The 20,176-nt window shown below is 54.4% G+C and carries 19 protein-coding genes; 7 read left to right on the forward strand and 12 right to left on the reverse strand.

Going from position 1 to position 20,176, the window contains the following annotated elements; all coding sequences use genetic code 11:
* Nucleotides 1–5: 5 nt before the first annotated feature.
* From ACT3UM_RS06005 to ACT3UM_RS06025, 5 genes are all read right to left on the reverse strand, one after another.
* Nucleotides 6–800: an IclR family transcriptional regulator domain-containing protein gene (locus ACT3UM_RS06005; RefSeq protein WP_498897002.1), complete on the reverse strand. Its 795-nt coding sequence runs from the start codon at nt 798–800 to the stop codon at nt 6–8.
* Between the two features lie 84 nt (nt 801–884).
* A complete protein-coding gene (locus tag ACT3UM_RS06010) occupies nt 885–1,547 on the reverse strand; it encodes an HAD family hydrolase (RefSeq protein ID WP_498897004.1) in 663 nt (220 codons plus the stop codon).
* Between the two features lie 73 nt (nt 1,548–1,620).
* Complete coding sequence (locus tag ACT3UM_RS06015; RefSeq protein WP_498897006.1) at nt 1,621–3,123, reverse strand: tripartite tricarboxylate transporter permease; 1,503 nt, start codon at nt 3,121–3,123, stop codon at nt 1,621–1,623.
* A 21-nt stretch (nt 3,124–3,144) separates the two neighbouring features.
* Nucleotides 3,145–3,621, reverse strand: coding sequence for a tripartite tricarboxylate transporter TctB family protein (locus ACT3UM_RS06020; RefSeq protein WP_498897008.1), 477 nt, complete (start codon nt 3,619–3,621; stop codon nt 3,145–3,147).
* Between the two features lie 58 nt (nt 3,622–3,679).
* Entirely contained in the window at nt 3,680–4,681 is a 1,002-nt protein-coding gene (locus tag ACT3UM_RS06025) for a tripartite tricarboxylate transporter substrate binding protein (protein WP_498897010.1), read from the reverse strand.
* A 468-nt stretch (nt 4,682–5,149) separates the two neighbouring features.
* Between ACT3UM_RS06025 and ACT3UM_RS06030 the strand changes: the two genes are divergently transcribed.
* From ACT3UM_RS06030 to hglS, 7 genes are all read left to right on the forward strand, one after another.
* The gene (locus tag ACT3UM_RS06030; RefSeq protein ID WP_144810015.1) at nt 5,150–6,994 is read left to right on the forward strand and encodes a bifunctional sugar phosphate isomerase/epimerase/4-hydroxyphenylpyruvate dioxygenase family protein; all 1,845 of its coding nucleotides are present in this window, start codon (nt 5,150–5,152) and stop codon (nt 6,992–6,994) included.
* A 29-nt stretch (nt 6,995–7,023) separates the two neighbouring features.
* A complete protein-coding gene (locus ACT3UM_RS06035; RefSeq protein ID WP_498897012.1) occupies nt 7,024–7,194 on the forward strand; it encodes a hypothetical protein in 171 nt (56 codons plus the stop codon).
* The gene (gene aroQ / locus ACT3UM_RS06040) at nt 7,191–7,640 is read left to right on the forward strand and encodes a type II 3-dehydroquinate dehydratase (RefSeq protein ID WP_035582188.1); all 450 of its coding nucleotides are present in this window, start codon (nt 7,191–7,193) and stop codon (nt 7,638–7,640) included. The genes ACT3UM_RS06035 and aroQ overlap by 4 nt, the downstream gene beginning before the upstream one ends.
* 249 nt (nt 7,641–7,889) lie before the next feature.
* Nucleotides 7,890–8,876: a Bug family tripartite tricarboxylate transporter substrate binding protein gene (locus ACT3UM_RS06045; protein WP_498897014.1), complete on the forward strand. Its 987-nt coding sequence runs from the start codon at nt 7,890–7,892 to the stop codon at nt 8,874–8,876.
* 72 nt (nt 8,877–8,948) lie between these two features.
* On the forward strand, nt 8,949–9,455 hold the full coding sequence (locus ACT3UM_RS06050) for a tripartite tricarboxylate transporter TctB family protein (protein ID WP_498897017.1): 507 nt from the start codon (nt 8,949–8,951) through the stop codon (nt 9,453–9,455).
* A gap of 27 nt (nt 9,456–9,482) precedes the next feature.
* Nucleotides 9,483–10,979: a tripartite tricarboxylate transporter permease gene (locus tag ACT3UM_RS06055; RefSeq protein ID WP_022521135.1), complete on the forward strand. Its 1,497-nt coding sequence runs from the start codon at nt 9,483–9,485 to the stop codon at nt 10,977–10,979.
* A 63-nt stretch (nt 10,980–11,042) separates the two neighbouring features.
* Nucleotides 11,043–12,404 (forward strand): 2-oxoadipate dioxygenase/decarboxylase HglS, encoded by a 1,362-nt coding sequence (gene hglS / locus ACT3UM_RS06060; protein WP_498897019.1) that lies wholly within the window; start codon nt 11,043–11,045, stop codon nt 12,402–12,404.
* A 41-nt stretch (nt 12,405–12,445) separates the two neighbouring features.
* On the opposite strand, the gene ACT3UM_RS06065 is transcribed toward hglS, so the two are convergent.
* From ACT3UM_RS06065 to ACT3UM_RS06095, 7 genes are all read right to left on the reverse strand, one after another.
* Nucleotides 12,446–13,189 (reverse strand): SDR family NAD(P)-dependent oxidoreductase, encoded by a 744-nt coding sequence (locus tag ACT3UM_RS06065; RefSeq protein ID WP_498897021.1) that lies wholly within the window; start codon nt 13,187–13,189, stop codon nt 12,446–12,448.
* A gap of 51 nt (nt 13,190–13,240) precedes the next feature.
* Nucleotides 13,241–14,191 (reverse strand): AEC family transporter, encoded by a 951-nt coding sequence (locus ACT3UM_RS06070; RefSeq protein ID WP_498897023.1) that lies wholly within the window; start codon nt 14,189–14,191, stop codon nt 13,241–13,243.
* Nucleotides 14,192–14,308: 117 nt separating this feature from the next.
* Complete coding sequence (locus ACT3UM_RS06075) at nt 14,309–15,187, reverse strand: shikimate dehydrogenase family protein (protein WP_144810009.1); 879 nt, start codon at nt 15,185–15,187, stop codon at nt 14,309–14,311.
* On the reverse strand, nt 15,184–17,082 hold the full coding sequence (locus ACT3UM_RS06080) for a bifunctional sugar phosphate isomerase/epimerase/4-hydroxyphenylpyruvate dioxygenase family protein (protein WP_498897025.1): 1,899 nt from the start codon (nt 17,080–17,082) through the stop codon (nt 15,184–15,186). Before ACT3UM_RS06080 ends, ACT3UM_RS06075 begins: the two co-directional genes overlap by 4 nt.
* Before the next feature lie 28 nt (nt 17,083–17,110).
* Nucleotides 17,111–18,376 carry a TRAP transporter large permease gene (locus tag ACT3UM_RS06085; protein WP_498897027.1) on the reverse strand — a complete coding sequence of 422 codons (1,266 nt, stop codon included), beginning with the start codon at nt 18,374–18,376 and terminating at the stop codon, nt 17,111–17,113.
* Nucleotides 18,373–18,870: a TRAP transporter small permease gene (locus ACT3UM_RS06090; RefSeq protein WP_022521152.1), complete on the reverse strand. Its 498-nt coding sequence runs from the start codon at nt 18,868–18,870 to the stop codon at nt 18,373–18,375. The genes ACT3UM_RS06085 and ACT3UM_RS06090 overlap by 4 nt, the downstream gene beginning before the upstream one ends.
* Before the next feature lie 88 nt (nt 18,871–18,958).
* Nucleotides 18,959–20,050: a DctP family TRAP transporter solute-binding subunit gene (locus ACT3UM_RS06095; protein WP_498897030.1), complete on the reverse strand. Its 1,092-nt coding sequence runs from the start codon at nt 20,048–20,050 to the stop codon at nt 18,959–18,961.
* Nucleotides 20,051–20,176 lie beyond the last annotated feature (126 nt).

The following is a 20,176-nucleotide window of genomic DNA, read 5'->3' on the forward strand; positions in this document are numbered from 1 at the left end:
GCGAGTTAGCAGCTAATAGTGGTGCGGATAAGGCGTGCTTTGGACTGAAGCAGCGGTAAGTACTCTTTAAGCAGCGTGTCTAAATCGATACGTGCCGCATTGGTACTAATGTTGATGGCGCCCAATAGTTTGCCGTTGGCATCAAACGCCGGCACCGCCAGTGAGCGTAAGCCGGAATCAAGCTCTTGATCGGCAATGGCGTAGCCCTGCTGGCGCGCCTTGTGAATGCACTTTTTAAGCTCGTTTTTAGAGGTAAACGTTTTACTGGTATAGCGCTCTAACGTCAGTCGCTCTAAGTAGGCATCCAGTTCTGCTTCTGGAAGCTGAGCGAGCAGAACGCGTCCCATTGAGGTATGTGCTGCTGGCAAGCGAGTCCCTACCGATAGCGTAATGGCCATCAGTCTATGGCGCGCCGCTGAACGGGCGACATAGATGACTTCATCGCCATCCAGTACGCCTAAGGAGGATGACTCACCACACTCGTTGGTGATCTCCTCCAGATACTGCTGAATAGCGCTGCGGTAATTATTGGCGGACAAAAATGAGTAACCCAGTTGAAGCACCCGCGGCGCTAGCTCAAAGTAGCGCTGCTGTTTGCGTACATAGCCTAACGCGTGCAGCGTGAGCAGAAAGCGCCGGGCCTTGGCCCTGTTCATGCCAGTGCGCGCGGCCACTTCGCTAAGCGTCATGCGTGGATGGCTTTCATCAAAGGCTAAAATCACTTCCAAACCGCTCGCCAGTGCTGTCACGAAGTCGCGGTCATCGGGGGTTAACATTTCATCCAGAAGCTGCTCTTCCATCGGTGTCCACTCATCGAAATAGGCGTAAATTTAAAAGACCAATATAGCATATTGTTCGAATAGCGAACATATATGCGCTGATCGCTATAGTAGGTTGAGAGCTTGAACCAATGTGCATAGATCTTTAATCGTGACGACGTCGTTTGGGAAGGGAGACTGGGCGGGATTCGCCGTGACACCAACAAAAAGCGTTCCATTTGAGCGTGCGGCGCGATAGTCATTATACGAATCGCCAATCATCACGGTGGCTTTCGCTGCTAGCTGGTGTCGGCTGAGTAAGTTGCGTAAGCCCGTGGCTTTATCTGGGGGCGCACCCACTACCTCTTTGAAGTAAAGCGCCAATTGACGCTGTTCCACAATGGCTTTGAGTTCCTGTTCAGGCGTGGCAGAGAGCAGATATAACGACCGCAGGTGATGCCAATCGCTTAAAAATTCTAGCGCTCCAGGAATCGGCGGTGCGGCGAGCAAGCGCTCTTCGACACTGGTTTTAAATTGCCCACAAAGCGCCTGAATACGCGCGTCACTGGCTCGCCTGCCCAGGATGTGCTCTTCAATATGGCGAAACTTGACCTCTCTAGGCTGACCGCCGCGTCGGCTAAGGTAGGCCACGATGGCGCGGTAATCAGCTTCCGGCGCTTGACAGTATACGTCGGCAAACGCCTGGCGCTTTAAGGTTGCTGAATCGAGAACTACGCCATCGAAGTCAAACACCAAAGCATATGAAGGGATCGTATCGTCATTACTCACGGAACTACTCCGCTGGCTAGGTTCCAAGCAAAGACGGCACTCAACCTAGGCGGTAAGTGCCGTTATACGAACGTTAGCCACGTTTGAAGCGTGCTAATAACCAATTTTTCAGTGGGGTATTGCCTAGTAAGACCAACACAATAACCGACGTTAACACCAACGAAAGTGGATTAACGACTAATCCCAGTAAGAAAGCACTACTGCTGTCGCCCACCGATGACATTGCCTGCCGGTAAGACTCGTCCAAAAGGGGCCCTAAGATGACACCAAGAATAATCGGGCCCATCTGAAAACCAAACATCTTTAGCCAGTAACCTAAAATACCAAAGCCCAACATCCAATAGACTTCCGTCATGCTGCTGTTGAGGGAGTATGTCCCCACGACACATAACACCAAAATCAGCGGAATCATGATGGCTTTAGGTACTTCTACAATCTTGGTAAAGAGCTTGATACCGGTGAGCCCAAAAAGTAACAGAAAAATATTAGCTAATGCTAAGTTTCCAACAGTAAACCAAAAGATATACGGCGTATCAATCATCAGCATGGGACCAGGATTCAAACCATGAATGACCAGTGCGCCAATCATCACTGCGGTAACCGCATCGCCAGGCATGCCGAGGGTAAGCATAGGAACGTAAGCACCTCCCACTGCAGCGTTATTTGCGGATTCTGGGGCGACCAGTCCTTCATAAGCACCATCGCCAAAAGGGACTTCAGGGTTTTTGACAGTGCGTTTAGCGTGGTCATAGGCAAATAACGAGGCAATATCACCACCTGTACCAGGCAAAGCACCTACCACCACGCCAATAATAGAGGTGCGTATAGAAAGGGGTAAGAACTTGAGCACCATGTTAAGTGGAGGCACGATCTTATCAACGTTCTGCTTTACCGGCACTTTGGCCATGTTGTGTAGTTGGTAAAATGCTTCCGCCACACCAAATAGGCCGATCATGACTACGACGTAATGAATCCCGCCCAAGAGCTCCATGCTGCCCATCGTTAAGCGGGGCTGGGCCGTTACAATGTCCATTCCAACCAAGCCAATAGTGGCCCCTAGGGCAACCGAGAAAATGCCGCGTGCAAGTGACTTTCCCGACAACGAACTGACCAGTAGTAAGCCCATGACGGCGATTAAAAAGTAATCTCGGGGAGCAAACTGAAGCGCGAGATCAGCAAGATGTGGTGCAGTGAGAGCCAGCACAAGCACTCCAATTAAGCCACCGATTACTGACATTACGGTGCTTAAACCAATCGCCTTTCCTGCCTCACCTTTTAGGGCAAGCGGATAGCCGTCAAAAGCGGTGGTGACCGCCGAAGGAGCACCAGGAATATTGAGTAGGATAGCGGTACGAGAACCGCCGTAAACGCCGCCTACATAAATACCCACCATTAGCGCTAGTGCGTTGTTGATATCCCAAGAAAAAGTAAACGAAATCAAAATGGAGACGGCCATCGTGACGGATAGACCGGGAATCGCACCGACATAAATACCGGCGAGTACACCTAGGGCGGTTAAACCCAGAAGACCTGGATCAAGCCAAGCCATGAGTAGGTAAGAAAATGTATCACTCATTGGATGCCTCGGAGGTCACAATCAAGGAAGGTAAACACGAAAAACGATCGTGAAAAGGACGTAAATTACCGCAATAGACAGTAAGGCAATCATTAAAGAACTAACGATTTTTCCTTGACGATAATAAATGAACATAGCGGCTAAAAAGATAAAGGTACTTACATAGAAGCTTGTCCATACAATAGCTACTAAATAGAGCATCGATACTATCGAGAACACCACAATATGAGGTTTAAAATGCTCATGTATAAACACTTTAAACTCTTGGCTAGCGCTGCGAATTTGGGGATCTCGCTGCTTGCGTCGATGGCTGAAGAGAATGGCTATTGAGGAAGCGAGCATTATCAAGGCGAGCCCAACAGGAAATGAGCCAGCGGAATTCAGCTGCACCCCATTATCGATACGATAAGCCTCGTAGAGGACGCCGACACTAAACAGCAGAAGCAACCAGTCAAAGACCTTTTCACCCGCCCGAACGCGCTCAATTTTTTTAGTCATACAGAGACTCCAAGGGGACAGGTGGTAATCCTGTCCCCTAAGTCATAGGAAGATAGCGTTAGGGGCGTGGAATACCTAACTCTTCTGGAGATTTTTCGACCGCATCCGCCTCGAACATTGACCACGCTGTGACGGATTGCCAGTTATCCAGGTATTGTTGCGCTTCTTCGCCGTTGAGGTTGAGCGATTCGCCACCAAAATTAGCTAAGAACTCTTGGAAACCATCGCTGGCAACGGCCTGCTCGTAAGCATCTTCCAAGGTAGCTTTTACGTCATCGGGTGTATCTTCACGCACAAAGACACCCCAGAACGGGCCCCAAGGCAAGAATGAATCAAGCTCTGGGATAGCATCGGTGATCGGCGGAACGTCCGGCAGATCCTCCAGTTCTTCACTACCCAGCACGGCCAGGCCCTTCAGGCGGCCCGCGCGGATTTGTTCGGCCACAGCGGAAAGACTTAGCGGCATAAAGTCGATATGTTCACCCAGCAGTGCCGTAACACCAGGCCCATCCCCACCGAAGGTCACTGTGCGAACATTAAGATCGTCGACAGAGTTGATCATTGCGTGAATCGTACTGGGCAAGCCACCGGCACCGGTACCGCCCATTTTGAGTTCGTCGGGGTTTTCGTGGGCGTACTCAAGCAGCTCAGCGAAAGTATCGAATGGGCTATTAGGATGGGTAGCGATGACAACCCGGCCCTGGCCGATAATGTTGATAGGGTACATATCATCGTAGGTGAAATCGGCTAAGCCCATCAGTGGGTAGAGCTGGGGGTTCTCCGCACCAAACAGCAGGTTATAGCCGTCAGGGCGCTGGCGCATGACATGGTTCATGCCAATCACGCCGGTACCGCCAGGGCGGTTGGTGAGAACAATAGTGGTATCCAGAACCTCTTCCACGTGGGGTGTCAGGCTGCGTACCACGTTATCGGTGGCGCCCCCGGCTCCCCACTGAATCGTGCCTTGGATATTACGATCAGGGTAATCGGCGAGGGCGCTACCCGCGACTGCCAACGAACCGATGGCGATGGCCAACTGGGTGAAAAGTGGCTTAGTCATTATGTTTATCCTCCAACAAATTATTATAGTAGTGCTGCTCTTGGTGATATTAGTTCGCCTTACGAACTTAAGTGCTTAGGGCGAACACTAGAGGTCGGTATGGCGGCTGTCAATCAACAAGCCTTCGTATAAGACCAAGGTTGAATAGTGTGCGATGGCTGATACAAAGCAATGTGAAGCGTGCTTATTTAGCCGGTGGCAATAGCAGTATGAATGCATTAGCCGTTGTGTCTATTCACAATAAATCCCTCTAGCATTCGCATAGTAAAGGAGTGCGCTAGGCGTATTATTAATAGTATAGCGAACAGGTTGCCACACACCCTACGTTATCGTGCATAATGCGAACTAAAGAACGCTATGCGAACAATTGGCACCTGCACTGAAAGCCATTGGCTCAGTTATAGCGACACATAATATCGTCGTAGTGCTAGAGCGCATTTGCTTGAGAGCACTACCTGGGAGGATGCTATGCGCGCAATTGCTACTGTTTGTCTAAGCGGGGACCTGCGGACGAAGCTGGAAGCCATTGCCCGTGCCGGTTTTGATGGCGTAGAAATATTTGAAAATGATCTGCTCTCCTTCGATGGCTCACCGCAAGAAGTACGTGCGCTATGTGAGCGTCTTGGGCTGGCGATTGTTGCCTTTCAACCGTTTCGCGATTTTGAGGCAATGCCAGAACCTCAGCGCAGCCGTAATTTGAAGCGCGCCGAGCGTAAGTTTGAACTGATGGAGCAGCTAGGCACGGATTTTTTGCTGGTGTGTAGCAATGTATCCCCCCAGGCCGTGGACGATATGGATCGCGTAGTGGCCGATTTGCGCGAACTTGCTGAACTTGCAGCAAAGCGTAATATTCGGGTGGGGTTTGAAGCGTTGGCCTGGGGGCGCCACATCTCGGACTATCGCGATGCGTGGGAAGCCGTGCGCCGCGTTGATCACCCTAATTTGGGCATAGTGCTCGATAGCTTTCATATTCTCTCCCGTGGCCACGATCTCTCAGCCATCGGCAAAATCCCTAAACAAAAAATCTTCTTCGTACAGGTGGCCGATGCGCCGCTACTGGATATGGATGTACTCCAGTGGAGTCGCCACTTCCGCTGCTTCCCCGGCCAGGGGCGCCTGCCGCTGAAAGCCTTTATGGCTGAGCTTGCCAAAACCGGTTACGACGGCCCGCTGTCGCTGGAAATTTTTAGCGACGCCTTCCGCGCAGCGCCAACTGAAATCACTGCTCTAGATGGTCTTCGCTCGCTAATTTTGCTCGAAAACCTTATTGAGGATGGCCCCTGGGCAAGCCCTATTCCCCCGGCACCCAGCTATAACGGCATCCATTTTATTGAGTTTACCCTTGATGAAGAGAGCGCCGCGCCGCTGGGCGAGTTTATTGATGCACTGGGCTTTCGCCATGTGGGCCGCCATCGCTCCAAAAATGTCGAACTCTGGAAGCAGGGCGAAATTCACCTGGTGCTCAATTTTGAAACGGACAGCTTTGCCCATACTTTCCGGCTGCTTCACGGTACCTCGGTGTGTGCGGTAGGTTTCCGTGTTGATGACGTTGAGCGCGGGCTGGCCCGTGCCAAAGCCTTTAAGGCACAGACATTCCGTGGCCAGGTGGGCGAAGGCGAGATGGAAATCTCAGCGCTGCGGGGTATAGAAGGCAGCCTTGTTTACCTGGTGGATGATCAAGCGGCTGAGGACTTGCAGTGGCGAACCGATTTTGAACTGTTTGACCAAGAGAGCCGCAATGAGGCTGGTCTTGCCCGGGTCGATCACCTCTCTTACGTACTCCCCGCGACGCAGCTACTCAGTTGGCAGCTCTTTCACCGCACTGTGTTTGGTTTCAATGCGGCCACGGAGAACGAGATTATCGATCCAAGGGGCATGATGATCAGCCAAGCGGTGATTAGCCCAGAGCAGAGTATTCGCATCCCGTTGACGGTTTCACAGGCCCAGGATACCCAGCCAGGGCGTTTTCTGAGCGAGTTTCGCGGTGGCGTGCAGCAGATCGCCTTTGAGAGCCACGATATCTTCGCCACGGTGGATGAACTCCAAGCGCGGGGGTTGCCGCTGCTGAAGATTCCGCAGAATTACTACGACGATCTTGAAGCGCGTTACGGGCTGGAAGAAGAGCTGTTAGAGGCAATGCGTAAACGCAATATTCTGTTTGACCGCAACGACGAAGGCGACTTCTTCCACGCCTATACGGAAACTTTCTCGGGCCGATTTTTCTTCGAAATCGTTGAGCGGCGTGGCGCCTATCAACAGTTTGGCGCCGCTAACGCGGGCATTCGCTTGGCCGCTCAGGCCGCCCAGCGCTAATTAGCAACACGGAATCATCGTGGAGAACAGTGACCGAATTTATTTGCGCGGTAAAGCAAGCGGGCACTACGGCGGTTAGCGGTGTTAGCCTATTTGTGTTTCAAGGCGTCGACGCCTCCAAGCGCGTAGCGGCTGATCAGCAGTCCGCTACGCTATTTGCCCACTACCATCGTGAACTGCTCAAGGAAAACGATACATGAGCCAAGGTAAAGTGTTAGTGCTGCACGGCCCTAATTTGAATCTGCTCGGCACTCGCCAGCCGGAAATCTATGGCTACGAGACCCTGGAAGACGTCAATAACGCGCTGCGGGAAAAAGCCGTTATGGCTGACTGGGAGCTTAACTGCCTGCAGAGCAACCATGAAGGCGCGCTGATTGACGCTATTCATGCGGCACGGCTGGATGGCACTCAGGCGATTATCATCAATCCCGCTGCCTATACCCACACCTCGGTGGCTATTCTGGATGCGCTTAACGCTTTTGAGGGCCAGGTTATCGAAGTGCATATTTCTAATGTGCACAAGCGCGAAAGCTTCCGCCACCACTCCTATGTATCGCTGCGCGCCGATGGCGTTATCGCCGGGCTGGGAACACAGGGGTATCAGGCGGCTTTAGACGCCCTTATGAAGTCGGCAAGCACTTCATAAGGTGAGACTTCAATAACGGGGAAAGTTGTTATGGCGTAGCCGAAAGCTTGCAGTGATGAGAACCCTGCTGCGTCCTGTATAAAGCAGGGTCTGTTAATTCGCTTATTAAGTTAAATACACTTTAGTTTCAGTTATTTATACTAAAGTCGTGTTTTTTATGTCTAAAGTAAAAGAGTAATCTCATTGTATGTAGTACGAATAGATGTACGAAATGCGAACATAAAAACAAAGCAATAATAGGAAGTTAAAATGAAAAAAATCTTTGCCGCAACCTGTCTCGCCGTTTGCAGCAGCGCCTTAGCTCTCGGTCTCACTGTTTCCTCCGCTAGCGCCAATGAGTGGCCGACTAGCGATATTCGCCTGGTCGTTCCTTATGCGCCGGGTGGCACTACCGACGTCTTGTCCCGTCGCGTTGCTGATCTCCTTCAGCAAGAACTCGATGCCAATGTCATTGTAGAAAATCGCCCGGGCGCGGGCTCCACTGTCGGCACCGGCAGGCTCGCCCGCGGTGGCCGTGATGCTGACCACACCATCCTGATGGCATCCCCAGGGCACACGATTGGTGCCGCGATTTACCCAGACCTGGCCTACGATCCCGTTGAAGATTTCGTCTTTCTACAAAATATGATCGATATCCCCAATGTCATGGTGGTACCCGCAGACAGCCCCTATGAGAGTGTTATTGAGTTTATCGAAGCTGCGAAAGAAGACAACATGACCTTCAGCCACAGCGGCGTAGGTAGCTCCATTCATATGTCGGGTGAGTTATTCAAAACGCTGACCGAAACGAATATGACGGCAGTGCCTTTTGCGGGTAGCGGCGCGGCGCTTCCTGCGTTGCTGAGCGGCGATGTGGATGTTTCGTTTGAGAACATGCCAGCGGTGCTCTCGCACATACGTTCAGGTGATCTACGTGCGCTGGCGGTTACTTCTGCCGAGCGTTCCGAGTACCTTCCCGATGTCCCGACGTTGTCAGAAATCGGTGAATATAATCTCGACCAGTTTATCACGACTGCCTGGTTCGGCCTGATTGCGCACAGCTCCTTCCCTGAAGAGGCCCAGAGCACAATGCGAGAAGCGCTAGCTAATGTCATGAAGCGCGAAGAGTTTCTGGATTTCGCCGAACAGCTGGGTGCTGAGCCAGGCCAAGTGGCCGGTGATGAGTTCAAACAGTTTATCGCCGATGACCTGCAGCGCTGGGAAGAGGTTGCCGAGCAGGCTGGTATCAGTCAATAAGTTCAGTAACCCCCAATAAGCTAAGGCGAGGGCTATGTCCTCGCCTCTCTTATTTGTTAGGAGAAGGCAGCGATGACGACATCGGATTCCCATCGCAGGGTGAGGATAAAGGACATCGGCGATGTGATAGCAGGCGTTGTTCTGCTGGGATTTGCCCTTGTGCTGGTCTTTTACCTGGTACCCAACTACATCAATGAGCCGCCCATTCTGCAAAACCCGATGATGTCGCCCCGCTGGCTGCCCACGATCGTGGGTTGGTTGATTTTGCTGTTTTCCATTCTGCTCATCTTTCAGGGCTTACTGGTAACAGGTGCTCGCGAGGAAGATGAGCGAGCGATTGAAAAGGGCTCGCCGCGGCGTTTCTTTATGATGGTCGTTGCGTTAGTGATCTACGTTGCCTTGTTTGAAACGATGGGTGCGGTGTTCTGTGGCATCCTTGCAACGCTCGTCTTGTTTGTGGCGCACCCCGTGCGCACATGGTGGGTGTATAGCCTGGCCTTCCTGTTTCCCATCGTCGTTACATTCTTATTTGTTGAAGTGATGAATGTACCGCTTCCGATAATGCCGTTTTGGCTCTGATTGACTGATTCTTGTACTAGGTGAGCTATGGAAAATTTTTCGGAAGTCATACACCTATTTTTTACCCTGGAGAACTTCCTGGCGATCGCCGTGGGGGTTGTCATCGGTGTGGTGGTGGGTTCGATCCCAGGATTAACCGCGACAATGGCGGTGGCATTAGCGCTGCCCTTCACCTTCTCAATGCAGCCGATTGCCGCCATCTTGCTGCTGGTGGGGATTTACAAAGGGGGGATGTACGGTGGTTCGATTACGGCGATCTTGATACGCACGCCAGGCTCTCCTGCTTCTGCCTGTACGCTGCTTGACGGCTATCCCATGGCCCAGCAAGGGCATGCGAAGAAAGCCCTCAAGGCGGCGCTATACTCTTCGGTTATCGCCGATTTTATCTCCAACATCGCGCTTATCTTCTTTGCCGCTTATCTGGCTAAGATCGCGCTTAATTTCGGCGCCCCGGAATTTTTCTGGCTGATCTGCTTCTCGCTGACCATTATTATTTCCTTGGCCAGTGGCTCGATGATTAAAGGCTTAATGGCGGCTTTGCTGGGCATTCTGCTTTCCATGGTAGGGCTTGACGATGTCTTTGGCTCTCAGCGGTTGACCTTTGGCAGCTACAACTTAATGGATAGCATCTCCTTTATTCCTTTGTTGATTGGCCTGTTCGCCATACCGGAGATTATTGAGTTTTATCGCAAAAAAGCGGTGCCGCATATTAAGGCTAAGGCCAGTGGTGCTGGCTTGGCGTTTTCCGAACTGAAGCGCTGCATGTCGAGCATCGTACGGGGCAGTTTAATTGGGGTCATCATCGGCGCGATACCGGGTACTGGCGCCACCGCGGCGGCGTTTATTTCTTACAGTGATGCGCGCAGACGCTCGCCTAATAAGGCTAATTTCGGTAAAGGTGAAGTCGAGGGTGTTGCGGCCGCGGAGGCGGGCAATAATGGCGTCGCGGGCGCTACCATGATCCCTCTGCTCTCGTTAGGTATTCCTGGTGATGTGATTACCGCGATTATCCTCGGCGCCTTTATGGTGCATGGTTTGACGCCTGGCCCGCTGATGTTCCAAGAGAACCTATCACTGATTTATGCGCTGTTTATGGGCATCATGCTCAGCTCCGTTATTTTGCTGGTGGTGGGTAATGTGGCAATTAAGTACTTCTCATTAATTGCTGATATTCCAAAGCCGATTCTGTTTCCCATCGTCCTGATGTTTTGCGTATACGGCGCCTATGCGGTCAATAACGATACCTTCGATGTTGGGTTGATGTTGGCCTTCGGTGTGCTGGGATATATCTTCAATCGGGCGGCGATACCCGCAGCCCCTTTTCTGATCGGTTTTATCCTGGGTCCGATGTTTGAAGATAACCTGCGCCGCTCTCTTTTAATCGGCTCCAATGACCTATCAATTTTTGTACGTGGCCCGATTACTTGGTTCTTTATCGCCCTGACAGTGGGCTCGATTGGCTTGGCGTTTTATCGCTTTTGGGAGGCGCGCAGGAAGCGCCCTATAACGTCTAAGACTTCCTAAACCGCTAAAGCTTTACAAACATTTGGCTTTACAAACATTTGAATGTGACAAGAGAATAAGTCAATGAGTGACCACTTTTATAGTGCCGATCGTATCCGTGACCGCTTTTCCCAAGCGATGTCCGATATGTATCAGCAAGAGGTACCCCAGTACGGCACGCTGCTCTCGCTGGTGGCGGACGTTAATCGAGAGGTCATTGAGCGCGATGTCAGGCTAGCGGACACGCTCACTGCAAACGGTGAGATGGAGCGGTTGCACGTTGAGCGACACGGCGCTATCCGGGTGGGTAGCCCCGAAGAATTGGCGCTGTTGCGCCGCATGTTTGCCGTTATGGGCATGTTCCCGGTGGGTTACTATGACCTTTCAGTCGCAGGCGTGCCTGTTCATGCAACGGCGTTTCGTCCCATCGACGATGAAGCCCTGAAGTTAAACCCTTTCCGTTTGTTCACGTCGTTACTCCGGCTTGAGCTCATTGCGGATGCCGAGCTGCGCGAACGGGCGGCGGCGATTATAGCGTCGCGAGAGATCGTCACCCCGCAGGCCGTCGCCCTGATCGAACGCTTTGAGGCTCAGGGTGGGCTCAACGAAGCCGAGGCCGAAACCTTTGTGGTTGAGGCGCTGGAAACCTTCCGCTGGCACCTTGATGCCACCGTCGATTTAGCGACCTATCAAGCGCTACACCAAGAGCATCGCCTGATCGCGGATGTGGTCTGCTTCCGCGGGCCGCATATCAACCACTTGACCCCGCGAACCCTGGACATAGACGCGGTGCAGCAGCGCATGCCGACAAAAGGTATTACCCCGAAGGCGATTATTGAAGGGCCGCCTAGGCGCCACTGCCCGATTCTATTACGGCAAACCAGTTTTAAAGCACTGGAGGAGTCCATCTACTTTGCGGATGAGGCAGAAGGCCAGCATACGGCGCGCTTTGGTGAAATCGAGCAGCGCGGGGTTGCCTTGACCCGTAAAGGGCGAATGCTTTACGACCAGTTGCTGGCTGCTTCACGTCAGGGCGAGCCAGCCGTTTCTAATGCTGACCATCAAGCTCATTTAGCCCAAGCGTTTGCTGAGTTTCCTGATGATCAAGACGCGCTGCGCCGCCAAGAGCTGGCATTTTTCCATTACCGTGCAGTGCCGGGGGCTACCACGGCAGAGGACGCCACTAGCGATAACATCGAACGGCTTTTAGCAACGGGTGCATTGGTGGCAACGCCCATGATCTACGAAGATTTTCTGCCGGTGAGTGCGGCGGGCATCTTCCAGTCTAACCTGGGCGATGGGACGCGCGATGAGTACAGCAGCCATTCCAGCCAGCAGACGTTTGAGCAGGCCCTGGGCACCGCCGTGACGGATGAAATTGCGCTGTATGAGCGTCGCCAAGCCAACTCGCTGGCCCAGGCTCTTGCCGAGCTGGGCGGCGCATAAGGGGGAGTATTCCTGCGCTGAGCGCGCAGCCCTTGGTTGGCCTATCCGACCGTAACACCGCCGCAAACAAACAGCGTTTGGCCGGTCATAAAGCCGCTTCGGTCGTCGCAAAAGAAGCTGACGGCCTGGGCTACGTCTTCGGGCTGGCCCATACGCTTTAACGGAATATTATCGATGATGCGACGGGCGCGCTCAGAATCGGGAGGATTATTCTCCCAAAAGGCACTGGTAGCGATGGGCCCTGGGGCAACGCAGTTAACCGTAATGCCGTGTTCCGCCAGCTCCAACGCCCAGGTTCTCGCCATAGACTGCAGCGCTCCTTTCGTGGCGCTGTAAATGGTGCGCGCCTCTTTGCCGAGCACCACGCGGCTGGCATTGATGACGATGCGCCCCGTACCGGCGGCTTTCATGGAAGGTAGCAGTGCCTGCGTGCATATCAGCGCCGAGCGTACGTTCAGGTGCATCAATCTATCGAAGTCTTCAAGCCGCGTCTCTTCAAGCAGGGCCGGGGCGACAATGCCTACGTTATTGATCAACCGGGTCACCGTATGGCGCTCGGCTATTTTCGCCATCACCCGGCGGGTGGTGTCAGCATCGGCAAGGTCGACCAGGATGGCATCTGCTTGCAAAGACGCCGCTTCCGGCTCAACGATATCCACCACGATAACCTGGTAACCCTCCTGCTGGAGACGCAGGGCAATGGCTTGGCCGATGTTTCTAGCCCCACCGGTCACCACGGCGCAGTGATGCTGAGATGTTCTGCTTTGATCAGAGTGTGGATGCATTTTTGTTATCCTTGGCGGTCATCAATCTTTGTTTTTGTATAAACCCAAACGTTAAAACGTCATCAGTCCCGACATCGTCATCAACCAAATTATTAGGCTAAGCGTAAAAAAGGAGGCGATTGTCGCCACCAGCAGAGCCGCCGCGCTCACCCCGGCTAAGCCATAGCGCTGGCCGAGTAGGGGGTAAATGCTGATCAAGGGTGCAGCAGCAAACAGCAGCGCACCAGCCATATAAAGTGGGTCGATACCTGGGACAAGATAAAAGGCGATGAATATAGCCAGCGGGTGAAAGAGGAGTTTGCCGGCCACTATTTGGCCAACGTCCCTGGCCATTCCTTTCACCTGCAGGCCAAACAGCGCCCCGCCAATGACGAAAAGCGCCGCAGGGCCAGCTGCGTCGGCTAGCATATCAATGGCTTTAAACAGCGGGCCAGGTATCTGTACGTGGGATACCGCGAGACTAATGCCGACCAGTAACCCAATCAGCACCGGATTTTTGATTAGGCTAAGCGCTGTGTGTTTGACCGTTTTCCATACGCTGGAACCTTGATGGCTGCCCATTTCAGCTAAAATCAGCGCGGCGGGAATAATAAGCAGGTTTTCAATGACCATATTCAGCGCCAAGAGCACCGCCGCTGGGGAGCCAATGACCATGGCCGCCACCGGGTAGCCGACAAAGCCACTGTTGGACGCAGCCATACCTAGGGCCTGCATGGCACTGGCGTTAAGGGGCTGGCGCTGTCGTTTTAAGCAGAGCAGCAACCCCCCACTGAACACGGCGATAGAGCCCAAGCCGTAAGCCATCAGGTAGTTGAGCTTGAAAATCTCCTCCAGTGGCTGCTGGTTTAACGCACGAATCACTAGCGCAGGCAGTGCGCAGTAGAGCACGAATACGCCGACTCCCTGCATCTGCTCGCGCTGGATAATGCCGCTCCATCTCGCTATATACCCTAAACCAATCAGTAGGAATATGGGGGTGGTAATACTAAGAATAGCGAGCATCTGTGCCTCTTCAGCGCATGAAGACAAATAGTTATGTTCGAATGGCGAATAACTGTACGTTATTTTGCCAGAACTTTACGATAAGAGCTTCACGACAAGCGCTTCGAGGCCCGAACGTTATGATACGGAGCGAGCAGAAGGCGTGACGAGCTGTTCTATGTAGTGTGTACGTAGCGGTATCACATGCGGGTCGATCTGTTCAGGGGCGATACAATCCGCGGTGAAAAAGCGAAATGCATCCACGCCCTGAAACACAAACAGATCAACACCCGAAAGCGTTTTGGCGCCCGCCTGGTGGGCGGCGTTTAACAGCTCGGTGTGAGCGGGGATGTAAACCGCATCAAAGACCCAGTGCTGATCGCTAAGCCCGCTGGTATCAATGGGGCAGCCAGGGTGGTTGATGTGGCCAATGGGTGAGCAGTTGACCACGCCCTGCCAATGCGGCAGTTCTCGCTGCGCCTGTTCAGCCGTTACGCATGCCGCGTTAATCCCCATGGCGTTAAGGTCATGGCAAAGGCTTTCTGCCCGCGAGGCATCGTGTTCGAGAATGTGGATATGACTCACGGCAAGCTCCCCCAGCGCACACGCCACTGCGCGGCCCACGCCCCCGGCGCCGATCAACAGCACATCGCCTGCGGACTGACTGCCGAAGGAGTGACGGTAGGCGCTGATGAAACCGGTGTAATCGGTGTTTTCAGCGCGCAGACCGTCAGCGTCAAACAGCAGTGTGTTGGCGGTGCCTACCCGTCGTACGCCTTCGCCGCGAATATCAGCCAACTGCGCGGCTTGTTCCTTGAAGGGAAACGTAACGTTGGTTCCCCGGTAGCCCTCGGTACGCAGCTTTTGTATGGCGTTGGGAAAGTCAAAATCTGCTACCCCCAGGCTATCAACTAAATCGTAGCGTACTGGCTCGCCCAACGAGGCACCCAGGCGTTCGTGCAAATCCGGGGATTGCGATTTGGCAATGCCTTCCCCTACCAGTCCGAGTTTGATCATGCTTGGCTCTCTCCTGTGTCATGGTTTGGCGTTTTTTGATCCTTGTCTTGAGCGATGCCATCAATTTCTGCTTCTAGACGCTGCTGCGCGGTGACGCGCACAAAGGCATTTGGCGCGCCAAGCCCTTGGTAGCCATCACGCTGCACTAGCTCAAAGAAGAACGCCTGGCGGCCGGGCTGGGTATATAACTGATAGAAGTCGCCGTTGCTGTCTTGATCAAAGAGTATGTGGTGCGCCTGCATCCATGCTTGGGTTTGCGCAGGAAGGTCAACGCGTGCGGCCAGGTCACGGTAGTAGTTACCGGGAATCGGCAGCACCGGTGTGCCCGCCTGTTGAAGCGCTGCACTGGTGTCGCGCATGGAGTTGGTGCGCAGGGCGACATGGTGAATTCCCGAGCCGCCGTACTGGCGCACGAAACGGTTACTGGCAGTATCCGGCGAGGCACTGGCGTTAAGTGCCAAGCGAAAGCGGCCATTGTAGTTTTGCAGCACCTGGCTCTGGATCAACCCGCGGGGGTCGGTGACATCGAAGGAGGGCGTTGGTGCCAGCTGAAAAATAGCGCGGTACTGCAGCATCAGCGAGAGGTAGTCGTGGTAAGAGAGCGCTACGCTGATATGGTCGATATCCACCAACGCCCCCTGGGGGACGGGCTGAACATCGACAGTGAACTCACGATCCCAGGTACGGCTTATTTGTGAGTCGTCAATAATATAGGAGAGGCTGCCATCCACATTGCGCAGTGCACTCATACGGTGGCTGGCGCCCACCTCTTCGGGCTCGACAATATCGTAGCCCAGCTTGTCTGCCCGCTTAAACGCTTCATAGGCGTTGCCCACACGCAGGCCAATGGCGGTGATGGCAGTGGCATCGCGACCCGGTACTCGGCCAGTGAAGTTCGACTCGGTGTTGAGCACCAGATTAACGTCGCCCGCGGCCCAACGCTCGGCGTTGAGCGTATGGTGGCGCCCCACGCATGCCATACCCAGTGCGCTGAGCAACTCGCGCAGCGGTGCTAAATCGGCAGGCTCAACGGCGATTTCCAGAAAGGCGACCGACTCAATCGGCTGGGGCGCGGGAATGCCGCTTTTACTCTGCATGCTGCGCAGCAAATTGTACGAGCGCAGACCGTCGCGGGCGGTCTGGTCGCTGTGGCCCATGCGAAAGACATCGTTAAAGATTTCGTGGGAGAGCGGGCCGTCGTAACAGGTCTCCTCCAGCATGGCCATAAACTTATCCATCTGCAGCTCGCCCTGTCCGGGGAAGCAGCGGTAATGGCGGCTCCACGACAGGTGATCCATAGAGAGACGCGGCGCATCAGCGGTCTGAACCAGAAAGATGCGATCCCCCGGGATGCGGCCAATGGTGCCCAGCTCCGTCTGGCGGGAGAAAATATGGAAAGTATCCAGCACCAGCCCCACACTGGGGTGGGCAGCGCGGCGCACCACTTCCCAGCTGTCGCGGTAGTCGTGAATGTGGCGGCCCCAGGCCAGCGCCTCATAGGCCACGCGCAGGTTACGCCGCGCGGCACGCTCGCCGAGCTCATAATAGTCATCGGCGGCGCGGCTTAAACCCGGGAGTGAATCAGGGTGGACGGTACTGCACGCCATAAGTAGATCGGTGCCGAGCTCCTCCATCAGGTCAAACTTATGCTCGGCTCGGTCGAACGCCCGCTCCCTAGCGCGCCCCTGCAGGCCTTCAAAGTCCCGAAACGGCTGTAGGGTGACCAGCTTAAGGCCGCGGGAGCGAATCAGCTCGCCGGCCTCCCGTGGGGTGCCAGTAAATGCCGTTAGGTCGTTTTCAAATAGCTCAAGCCCCTCAAAACCAGCCTGGGCGATGGCGTCTACCTTCTCTTCCAGCGAGCCGCTTAGGCAAACCGTAGCAATGGATGAGTACATGGCATCACGCTCCTTGCATTGAGGAATATCAGTAACCCGCCAGACGCGGCAGGAAGGTGACCAGCGCGGGGACGAAGGTAATCAGCAGCAGGATCAAAAACTGCACGCCCAGCATCGGCAGAATGCGGCGGATAATTGGCCCCATACCCACGCCGGAGACGGAGTCGGCGACAAATAGGCAGAGTCCCATGGGCGGCGTGATCAGCCCCATCATCAGATTGAAGATCACCACGATGCCGAAGTGCAGCGGGTCGATACCCAGCGCCATGGCAATGGGGTGGAGGATCGGCACGAGCACCAAGATGGCCGCTATACCCTCTAAAAACAGTCCCACCACCAGCAGGAGCAGAATCACGGCGATCAGGAAGGTCCACTGGGTATCGATGCTCATCAGCGCCCACTCGGTGAGCATGTTGGGTACGCGCTCGAACGTTAACACCCAGTTGGCCGCAGCGACCGCGCCCATGATGACCATAATCACCGCGCTATCGCGCATGGCGCGGGCGAAAATAGCGGGCAGATTAACCAGTTTGATATTGCGGTAGAGCACCACACCCAGAAGCAGCGCGTAGACTACGGCAAAGGCCGCCGCTTCAGTAGGCGTGACAATACCGGCAAGAATCGCCCCGACCACAAATACCGGCATGAGGGCCGGCAGCAAACCATGCAAAAGGGCATGGCGGCGTGACTGTTTCCTGGTTTGTGCAGCGCCAAGGTCACCGGCAAAAAAGTAGACGTAGATGGAGAGCCCCAATGCCAGCAAAAAGCCCGGCACGATACCAGCCAAAAACAGCCCCGGTACCGACACCCCCGACACCGTCAGCGCGTAGATAATCACCGGAATACTGGGTGGAATAATCGGGCCAATGACCGAAGAGGCAGCGGTGAGCGCAGCGGCAAAATCCCGGGGATAGCCCTCTTTCTCCATTGACGGTATAAACACCCGCCCAAGCGCGGAGGTATCGGCAATCGCCGAGCCGGAAAGGCCAGCAAAAATCACCGAGGCCCAGATGTTCACGTGTGCCAGCCCGGCTTTAAGACGGCCGACGATAGCGGTGGCCAGGTTAATAATCCGGTGCGTGATACCCGCTTCGTTCATCAGCTCGCCAGCCAAAATAAACAGCGGTATGGCCAGCAGCGGGAAAGACTCCATCCCGCCGAAAAACTGCTGAGAGACGATGCGGATGTGGTAGGGCAAATCACCGGTGCTCATCAGCACCGTTAGCGAACCGAGGATGGCAAAGGCAAACGGCACACCAAGCAGAATAAGGGCTAGAAGCAGTATAAAGATCATGCGGATGTCTCCTCGTCCTGTTGATTGCTCAGACGCAGGCCCGCCATCACCAGTGCAGAGAGGCTGAGCAACCCGCCGCCAATTAGCATGGAGGCTTGAAACAGCCACATCGGCATCCCCGTGCTTGATGAGGTGCGGCCTCCGCGGGAGGCGAGGAATTCAACGGCTGACCACATCAAGCCAATGCCCACCACAAGCACTACTAGGTCAACGGCCACGGCCTGCCAGCGCACCCAGCGCGGCGGCAGTAGACGACGAATAAGGTCAAAGCCGATATGTTTGTCCTGCAAGTACGCCCAGGACATGCCAAACATTAGGCCGTAAATCATCAAATAGATGGCGGTATCTTCTCCCCAGGTAATGGAGCCGCCATAGGTGTAGCGCGCAAAGGCATTGCCCGCGACCAGCAGGAAAATAAGCACCATGGCAAGCCCTGCCAAGCTGCCATTGAACAGGATCAGGCCGCGGTGTAGCCGGGCGAGAAGATGAGACATAAGAGCACCTTCGATCGATAGTCAGGCACGCAGGGTCGCGAGTGGGCCACCTAAGGCCCACTCGCAACGCGCTTTGTTTAGGCAGGGGTTAGAAGCGCGCGGACGCCTCTTCCACAGCGGAAGAGAGACGCTCGATCCACTCTGCATCATCGCCAAGCTCTTCGGTCAGGTACGCCTGCACCGGCGGCTGGGCGGCTTCGCGGAAGGCCTCCATCTGCTCAGCGGTGGGCTGGGTGATCTCCATGCCCTCTGCTTCCAGTTTGGTGATCCCCTCAGCCGAGTTGAACTGCTGAATGGCACGGCCGGTGGTACCCGCAACCACGGCGGCACGCTTAACGGCAGCTTGCTCTTCCTCGCTTAGCGACTGAAAGATCTCATCGTTAATCAGCAGGTGATCGACGCCGTAAACGTGGCGATCCAGGGTCAAATAATCCTGAAACTCATAGAAATTATTGCCGTAGATCACGGAGATCGGGTTCTCCTGGCCATCGACTACGCCGGTAGCCAGCGCTGTGGGTACTTCACCCCAGGCAATACCCTGGGGCTCGCCACCCAAAGCGCTAACCATTTCCAGGTAGAGCGGAATGGTTTGAACGCGGAACTTCAGGCCTTCCATATCCTCAGGCGTGTTGATCGGGCGCACGGAGTTGGTGAAGTGACGGAAGCCCGTTTCGCCGTAAGCCAGCGTGCGTAGGCCGGTTTCCTGCAAGCAGTGTTCGGCGAGTGCGTTACCAAACTCGCCGTCCATTACTTGCCACGCCACTGGCGCTGACGGGAAGGTGTAAGGGATATCCGTTACGGCGACCGCCGGGCAGAAATTAGCGTAGGCGCCGGAGACCATCGCAATGCTGATGGTGCCATCCTGGGCGCCTTCAATAAGCTCGGTTTCACCGCCGAGCGAGCCAGCGGGGTAGAGCTCTACGGTGAGATCCGTTTCGGCTTCCACCAGATTTTTAAACACCTGACCCGCTGCGCCTTTTTTGGAGGTGGTCCAGTCATCGGGGTCGACGTGGGCAAAGCGTAGCGTTTGGGCAGAAGCATTCGCTGCGGCAACCAGCGTAGCCGTCGCGAGGGCCGCCGTCAGCGCGCGTTTCAAAGGCAGTTGCTTCAATGTAAACCTTGGGGTCATAAACTTGGGGTTGGTAAACATAGGGCTTGTAAATATAGGGGTCAGAGACATTGTTGTTGTCCTCTTGTCGGGCCGTTGTTATAAAGTTTGGAAAAGCCTAAAGCAGTGGCGTGTTTAGCCGTTCCATCCTGTCACAATCAACAATGTACGAAATGGTACGTTCAGTCAAGCTATGGC

The organism is Halomonas sp. AOP13-D3-9 (assembly GCF_052379125.1).
Classification (GTDB): Bacteria; Pseudomonadota; Gammaproteobacteria; order Pseudomonadales; family Halomonadaceae; genus Vreelandella.